At 52.4% G+C, this 8525-nt stretch carries 2 protein-coding genes and 5 pseudogenes; 5 read left to right on the top strand and 2 right to left on the bottom strand.

All coding sequences use genetic code 11. The annotated features are described in order from the left end of the window. On the bottom strand, positions 1-425 hold a 425-nt coding region (locus tag JZM30_RS15210; protein WP_252319643.1), incomplete at its 3' end, for a PhzF family phenazine biosynthesis protein. A 359-nt stretch (positions 426-784) separates the two neighbouring features. Here JZM30_RS15210 and JZM30_RS15205 point away from each other — a divergent pair. Both JZM30_RS15205 and JZM30_RS15200 read left to right on the top strand, forming a co-directional pair. Next, a pseudogene (locus JZM30_RS15205) lies at positions 785-2043 on the top strand (acyltransferase family protein). 264 nt (positions 2044-2307) lie between these two features. After that, positions 2308-3354 (top strand): DUF481 domain-containing protein, encoded by a 1047-nt coding sequence (locus tag JZM30_RS15200; protein WP_252319641.1) that lies wholly within the window; start codon positions 2308-2310, stop codon positions 3352-3354. 98 nt (positions 3355-3452) lie between these two features. On the opposite strand, the pseudogene JZM30_RS15195 reads toward JZM30_RS15200, so the two are convergent. Further along, positions 3453-4151 (bottom strand): annotated as a pseudogene (locus JZM30_RS15195) (gamma-glutamylcyclotransferase). 309 nt (positions 4152-4460) lie between these two features. Between JZM30_RS15195 and JZM30_RS15190 the strand changes: the two are divergent. The 3 pseudogenes from JZM30_RS15190 (at position 4461) to dauA (ending at position 8523) form a co-directional block, all read left to right on the top strand. Beyond that, positions 4461-5280 (top strand): annotated as a pseudogene (locus JZM30_RS15190) (siderophore-interacting protein). A gap of 300 nt (positions 5281-5580) precedes the next feature. Continuing rightward, positions 5581-6680: pseudogene (gene chaA, locus JZM30_RS15185) on the top strand (sodium-potassium/proton antiporter ChaA). 142 nt (positions 6681-6822) lie between these two features. Beyond that, a pseudogene (gene dauA, locus JZM30_RS15180) lies at positions 6823-8523 on the top strand (C4-dicarboxylic acid transporter DauA). Positions 8524-8525: the final 2 nt, after the last annotated feature.

Below are 8525 nucleotides of genomic sequence, written 5' to 3'. Positions count from 1 at the left end.
TCAACCGCGGCGTCGATCCCTAAACAGCGCAATAGCAGCGCGGGCGGCGTGACCGGCTCCGCCTGCCAGGCCGGGAAATCAAGCGTCAACCACGCGTCACTGCGCGTGACCGTCAGTTCCCCGACAAACCAGGTCGAGAAACGGATCGTATCTCCCGCGTACCCCATGGCGGTGAAAATTACATGCGCTGCCGCCCGCGTGGCGTGTCCACACAGGTTGATTTCACCCTGAGTGGTAAACCAACGTAACGCAAAGCCCTGCTCTGAGGGCACGAAAAAGGCCTTTTCCGATTGGTTGTGCTGGCGCGCCATCTGCAACAAGCGTTCATCCGGCAACCATGCCGTCAATGGGCATACCGCTGCCGCATTGCCACCAAACGTGTGCTGTGTAAACGCATCGATCAAATAAAAATCCACGGTTAACATTGTTACTCCTTGATTGCCAGGCTGCTTAGCGCTGTTCTGTGAGATTTAATCGCCCTATAAACATTACTGCCATTCATGCGTTCGATCGGATTTCGTTCACGAGCAAACCTGAATGCCGATGAAAAAAGAGACTCCGTCTTCTTTAAAAAACTTTACGTTTCTTTTTGGTTGGTTAAATAACATCATGAATATTAAACCATTCATAAACAAGAATGAGGATTATCGTCATAATCCTACTTATTCCCGCTATTTACTTCGCTAAACTTACATTAAGAGTCGTTTTTTGTTATTTGCCGCGGTAATGATTTTCGACGCCATCTGGCGTAATGCGCACTGCTGCTCGGCACTGAGGGACAATCATGATTAAACCGCGTACAGAACGCTTTATTGGACTGGAATGGCTGCGTTTTCTGCTCGGCTGCTATGTGATGATCTATCACACTGCCCATGTTTATCCCCAGATAAAACGTGTGCCTTTTTTAAGTGAACTGACCAGCATGGGTTTTTTCGCCACCAGCACCTTTTTCGTGCTTTCCGGTTTTTTGCTGGCTCACGTTTATATTCGCGGTGGACAACTGCGCGAACCCGCCAGCCATTTTTGGGCCAAACGGCTGTTCACCCTTTATCCTATCCATATCATGGCGCTGCTCGCTTCTATCGCCGTGGTCACCCTGATGCAATGGCTGGCGGTTCCACCGGAGGGGCAGAATGAGCCGAATGTCGACCCGGAAAGCCTGCGCCATTACATGACCAATGCACAGTTGCTCTTCAATGGCCTGCTGCAGGTATTTATGCTGCAAGAGTGGAATCCCTACTTTCTGACCTTAAATGCCCCGCTGTGGTCGCTCTCAACGCTGTTTTTCTTCTATTTACTGTTCCCTGCACTGGGGCCACGCTTACTTAACAGTCGTCACCCTTGGCTGTGGCTTGGTATTGTTTGTCTGCTCTATTTGATACCACCTGTCTGGATTATTTGGGAGCAGCAGTTTGGTATGCCCTACACCGGTTTACTGCAACGCGGGCCTATTTTCCGTTTGCCAGAATTTTTAGCAGGGATTTTAGGTTATGCGCTATTCCGCCATTATCGCGATCGCGCCAGAATGCCGCTGACCAGTGGTCAACGTTCCGGGGTTGCCGCGTTCATTCTGCTGAATTTCATCGCGGGTGCCTGGTTGTTCACCAATGGCGAGGCCTACTGGTATTTCTTGTTGCACAACGGTCTGCTGCTGCCCGCTCAGGTGGGATTAGTGTGTCTGAGCGCGCTGGCACGCGATTCGGATAGCCACTGGCGCGCCATTGGTCACCGCGATTTGGTGCAGCATCACTCTCTATTTTTGCGTTGCATGTTCCGCTGTTTAATCTGTTCCGAACGCTGGAGCAACTGTTACGCGGCGATCCTAAGATCTGCTTTAGCGATTGGGAGCAGTGCGCCGTGGCCGCCGGGAACGTGCAGCTTTCACTTCCCGGCTAAGATATATTTCTGCTGGCAACCGTGGTTATCTGCTTACTGTTCCAGGAGCAAATTGTGGCGCGGGTGCGCCAATTTCTCACAACGCGTTTTTTGCCACGTAAGGCGCGTCTTGAGAGAAACCTGCGCAAGCCACAACAAACGGCATGATGTCCCTTCCCTCTCTTCGCACCACCGGACGGCGCAGAGGGGATAGCACCTTATTGAAATGTGATTTTGATCTGGTTATAGCGCTTAATCATCATTGATATGTTTTATAACAATTTAGATTCTAACGAATCGATGTTTTATTGTAGAGCCAGATCACATTTCCTGTTACTGTTTACAGTGCTGAAATTAACGGCCCAACTGCTTTAGCCAGCGCCATTGGCAGCATTATTCATCAACGACTTCCACTGTATTATCTCCCAAAAAATGACACATACTAAACACGCACTATCTTCCCTGGGGTTGGCCTTTGCTCTGGCGACGGCTGGCACGTCTGCAAGCTACGCCGATACGGTCTGGCTCAACAACAGGGACAAAATTACCTGGAAAATTACGCTGCTTGACGGCGGCAAACTGTTTATCACCACGGATTATGCAGGCTCCGTTTCTGTTGCCTGGGATCAGGTCAAAACCTTCGAATCCGACCACGGGTTGGTAATTCAGGGCGAGCGCTATGAAAACGGCGTGCTCTATCCTAGCCTTAAAGCTGGTGAAACCCGTTCCGTCGTCGGCGCGCCTGCCGGTGTAGGTCAAGGTGAACAAACGCTGGCGCTGACCAATATCAAATCTATCGTTACCGCGAAACCGTTGGTCACTGACTTCTCCTGGAAAGGCAATATCGACGCCGAGATGTTGCACAAGAAGAGCTCTACTGAGACAGAAAACTACGACGTCACCCTCGATACCCGGATGCGCCACGGCAACTGGCGTCATAACGTGGATGGTACATACCACGAAGCCACAGAGAATGATGTGCGCAGCACCAAGAATGCCTCTGGCGAATACGCACTGGATAAATTTCTCGATGAGCAATGGTTCGTCAAATCGCGTTACTATTACAAACGCGACTGGATCGAGAACATCAAGGTCAACCGCTCGTTCGGTCTTGGTCCCGGTTACCAGTACTGGGACAATGATTTAGGCGCGTTCTCTCTGACGTCTCTGGTCAACAGCCAAACCTTTACCTATCAGAATGAAACGGAAGGCAAAGAAGACAACTTCTACTCTGCCGTTCTGAAATGGGCCTACAACCGTTATCTGTACAGCAAAACCATTGAAGCCTTCACCAACGGTGAAGTTGGGCGTTCACTGGATGGTACTGCACCCATCTATTTGAAAGCGGAAGGCGGCTTGCGCTTCAAGTTGACCGACTGGTCTTCATTGAGTATGCGCGTGGTGCGCACCAGCATCGAAAGTAATCAAGGGGATGTGGACGATACCATGTATACGCTGGGCCTTGGCGTAGGTTGGTAACCAGTTGCGTCGCTATTGACTGATTTATTGCGGTCAATGGCGACGCGATAAGGTGTTGTTCGATGATGTGTTAATTAACGCGATGTTGGTTAACGATGCTAAACGCCCCACCAGTCGCCCTGCTGTGGATATGCCTGCTTCGCCTGTTCCTGAAGCTCTCGCCCCCGCTGCGCCAGCGCCGTTAAGCACTCATCGGCCATACCGTGTTTTTTGAGCGCCTCTTCCAGTGCAAACAGATACTGTGCATTAGTTCCCAACGGGCCGCTGGCTCTGGCAATCAGGGGAGCAACGCGGTGTATGCAGGTATCCGCTTCGATCAGAGGATGTTGATCTTGCGAAACAAACACCAACGCCGTGATGGTTTCGCCGTTTTGGCAGTGCAGATCGCACCATTCCGGACGGTAGCAACCAGTGATCATCTCGCGCTTCCACAGCAGTTACAGATCTTCATGCAGTGAAGCCTCCGGAAAACGAAATGCTATCCCGGTCGTTTTCCCACCTGGCGTTAATGCCAGCATGCGTCCAGGTTGCGTTGCCGTACCGCGTCCTGCCGTAAGGCGCAGGCAAAATGCACGCTGCCAGCCGGAAAGTGTGGCCAAACGGGCTTCCTCCGGTGTAAATACCGGATTCCACATCAGTGAGCCGTAACCAAAGACCCAAACCGGGCTATCAGGGCGACGCGATAGCGTCTGGTTCAGGGAGTCCGCTCGCTGCTGGGGCGTGAGCAGCAAGTTTTCTTCGATACAACCAAAAGACGTGCCACAATCAGCCTTTTGTAAAAAATCGCGTGTTAACAATACCTTAAACCCCACAACAGCCAATAACCGAACAATAACCGCCGCGTTTTTTCTGACAAAAAACAGCGTAACTGCTTAAAATTTCTGCAACTCATTCCAGAATATGCCATTCTTTGTGTGGCAATCAAGCTTGATCTTAATCACAAAGGGCTAATGTAACGCTGAAATCGTAACAAAAAAGGGTGAACAACGCTTTTTTAGCCACACGTGCTTTTTGCCTGTCACTAAAATGATAATCACTATCATCAACATGCTATGATATTGTCCATCAAATCAATAATTATATCGGCTGAATGATGGAGAAATTTAATGACTCATCCGACAGGTTTTCGCCCAGCCCAACCCCGACTAATCCAGGTTAAACGCATCACCGATCTCTCACCGCACTTGCGCTGCATCACTTTTCACAGCGATACACTGCCCGACTATCCGGCAGTCGGGCGACATGCCGCACATATCAAACTGTTTTTAGCGCGCCCAGGCCAGAAAGCGCCTACGTTACCCACATTGGGTGAGCGAGGCCCGCAATGGCCTGAAGTCGAGGTGCGCCCCGTCGTGCACACTTATGCTATTTTTATACATTCCGGCAAGAATTGGGCGAAGTGGATGTTGCCTTTGCCTTGCACGACCACGGCGGACCCGCCGTCACGTTTGCCCGCAACGCGCAGCCCGGAGACAGCGTAGGCATTACTCAACCGGGTGGTCCGCACCCCATGCTGCCTGCGTACAGCGCCTATTATCTGGCAGGCGATCCCTCTTCACTGCCCGCCATTGCGGCGCTGCCCCCCGATGCTACCGGCCATGCCGTTATCCGCATCGACAGTGAGCCGATCTCCTGCTACTGGCCGCCCTCACCGGCCTCAGCGTGCATTGGTTGGTCGGCTCGACCGCCAGCACGGATACGTTGTTGCAACAGTTCCACGCCGTGACGCGCGATATTGACGCCAGCCGCGCATTTTTCTGGCTGGCGGGCGAAGACCGCATCGTGGTGCAACTACGCCGTTACGTACGCAGAGAACTTAAGGTTGAGAGAAATCAACTCCACGCTGTGCCATATTGGCGTGAAGGGTTAAACGAAGAGGATTATCACCAGAAACGTCACGATGTCATGGATAATCCGGATAATTGAGTGGGCTAAAATTCACTAGCCACATCAATACAGTGGGGAGAAAACTGCCAAATTCTCCCCACTAATCCTATTTTAGTCACCAAGAATGTAAAATTACTTAAAATCTCCCGCCTGCTGCGCGCATTCTGCTAATCTGCTTCTGTTTTTTTAGGCTATAATTACCTGTAAGCCACTTTTTCCGCAACGTCACACCCTTAACCATGCATTGCCGTCGCTACCAGCGTGGCGCATTTAAATAGAACAATAAGGCGTGCGGCACTGTTAGTAAGACTCAATACTTTTGATAAGGAGCCGCCCGCCATGAAGTCGCACACCGAGGTGATCAAAACGCGTCACCACGAATATTACCTGATCTTCCCCATCATCGCGCTGTTTGTCTTGTTGCAATGGAGCGATGCACAAAACCTGATGGCAATCCTTGGCATCAACTTTATTGCACTGGTGGGCATTCTCGCCAGCGCCTTTAGCGTAGTACGCCATGCTGACGTGTTGGCCCACCGGCTGGGCGAACCCTACGGCTCACTAATCTTCAGCCTCTCCGTCGTCATTCTTGAAGTGAGCCTGATCTCTGCGCTGATGGCCACGGGCGATGCCGGCCCGGACCTGATGCGTGATACGTTTTATTCCATCATCATGATCGTCAGCGGCGGTCTGGTCGGATTTGCCTTACTGTTAGGCGGTCGGAAATTTGCCACGCAGCACGTCAATTTGATCGGTATCAAGCAGTACCTGATGGCCATTTTCCCGCTGGCAATTATCGTGCTGGTCTTCCCCACCTCACTGCCGGGCGGTAATTTTACCACCGGGCAAGCGCTGATTATCCCCTCATCTCCGCCGCCATGTACGGCGTGTTTCTCCTGATTCAAACGCGCACGCACCAGAGCCTGTTTATCTAAGAACATGAAGATGAAAGTGATGACGGCGACCAGCACCATGGCAAACCCTCTTCACACAGTTCGTTGTGGCACACCGCCTGGCTGCTAATTCATTTGGTGGCGGTGATCAGTATCACCAAAATGGACTCTGCGCTGCTTAATGCGCTGCTGACACGCATGAATGCCCCAGAGCAGTTCACTGGCTTTCTGGTCGCACTGCTTATTCTCTCTCCTGAGGGGTTGGGCGCCATCAAAGCAGTGCTGCGTAATCAGGTACAGAGTGCAATGAACCTGTTTTTCGGATCGGTGCTCGCCACCATTTCACTGACCGTGCCAGCAGTAACCGTAATTGCCAGCTTAACGGGCAATACGCTGAATTTCGGTCTGGAAATGCCAAGCATCGTCGTCATGGTCTCGGTGTTGATGTTATGTCATATTTAGTTCTCAACGGGCAGGACTAACGTGTTGAACGGCAGCGCACATTTAGCGCTTTTTGCTGCGTATTTGATGACAATCATGCTGTGATCCTACGGGAAAGCCCTGATTTTACGTCAGGGCACCCTGCATTTTGATGTAAGTCTTAACACTCCGCGCTTAACAGGCGTATCCTACACTTCACTTATCGACGACGGGCCAACTGCCCGCCATTTTTTTGGTCTGACATAAGATGAAAACGCATGGAGTAAGCGGGGTTACGCCTTTTAGTGCGCTGATCGCCGCCTGTTGGCGCGAAAAATATACCGCACAACGTTTGGTTCACGACATTATCGCGGGTATCACCGTAGGGATTATTGCCATTCCGCTGGCAATGGCGCTGGCGATTGCCAGCGGTGTTCCACCGTAGTACGGGCTTTACACCTCGGCAATTGCCGGGATTGTCATTGCGGTAACCGGAGGGTAACGCTATAGCGTTTCCGGCCCAACGGCAGCCTTCGTGGTGATTCTTTACCCGGTTTCCCAGAAGTTTGGCCTCTCAGGCTTGCTGATGGCCACACTGCTTTCCGGGGTATTTTTGGTGTTGATGGGCGTCTGCCGCTTTGGACGCCTGATTGAGTATATCCCGCTGTCAGTGACTCTAGGATTTACCTCGGGCATCGGTATCACCATTGCCACCATGCAGATTAAGGATCTGTTTGGTCTGCACCTGACCACTGTGCCGGAGCACTATATCGAAAAGGTGATGGCGCTGGCACAAGCGCTCCCAACTCTGACGATGGCTGATACACTTATTGGCCTGACTACGCTGGCAGTGCTGGTTTTTTGGCCCAAACTGGGCATCCGCTTGCCAGACCATCTGCCTGCGCTGCTGGCAGGCGTTGCTGTCATGGGTATCATGTCGCTGATGGGCCATGATGTCGCCACCATCGGCTCCCGCTTTAGCTATATGCTGGCTGATGGCTCTCAGGGTCAGGGCATTCCGCCTATTCTGCCGCAGTGGGTGCTACCGTGGAACGTGTCCGCAGCCGGTGAACCGGCGATGACGCTCAACTGGCAGAGCATTTCTGCCCTGCTCCATGCGGCATTTTCCATGGCGATGCTTGGCGCTATCGAATCGCTGCTGTGCGCGGTGGTGCTGGACGGTATGACCGGTAAAAAACACAACTCCAATGCCGAATTGATGGGACAAGGCTTCAGTAATCTGGTCGCGCCGTTCTTTGGCGGCATCACCGCCACCGCGGCTATCGCGCGCTCCGCCGCCAACGTGCGCGCCGGGGCTACGTCCCCCATTTCGGCGGTGGTGCACGCGCTGTTGGTGCTGCTGGCGCTTTTGGTGCTTGCCCACTGGCTCTCTTATCTGCCATTGGCCGCCATGGCGGCGCTGCTGCTGATCGTCGCCTGGAACATGAGCGAAGCCCATAAAGTGGTGGATTTGCTGCGTCATGGCCCCAAAGATGACATCATTGTCATGCTGCTTTGCATGTCCCTGACCGTGCTGTTTGATATGGTGATTGCGATTACGGTGGGGATTGTGTTGGCGTCGCTGCTGTTTATGCGCCGCATCGCCCAAATGACCCGGCTTAGCGAACGCCCTGAAACCTCATCGCCGACGCGACTGGTACTGCGGGTGAACGGCCCACTGTTTTTCGCCGCTGCGGAACGCATTTTTAACGACATTCTGCAACGTAGCGAAAATTATCAGACCATCATTCTGCAATGGGATGCGGTGCCGATTCTGGATGCGGGAGGACTGAATGCGTTCTTGCGTTTCAGCGATGCATTACCCGCTGACAGGCAGCTATTAATAACCGATATTCCGTTCCAGCCGCTGAAAACGTTGGCGCGCGCCAATGTGCATCCCATCGCGGGACGCCGCACGTTTTATCCCACGCTGGTGCAAGCGTTGGAAGCAACGCAGTCTATCGATTAATC

The organism is Candidatus Symbiopectobacterium endolongispinus, assembly GCF_018777385.1.
GTDB classification, from domain to species: domain Bacteria; phylum Pseudomonadota; class Gammaproteobacteria; order Enterobacterales; family Enterobacteriaceae; genus Symbiopectobacterium; species Symbiopectobacterium endolongispinus.
This window is presented reverse-complemented; position numbering and strand designations above follow the sequence as displayed.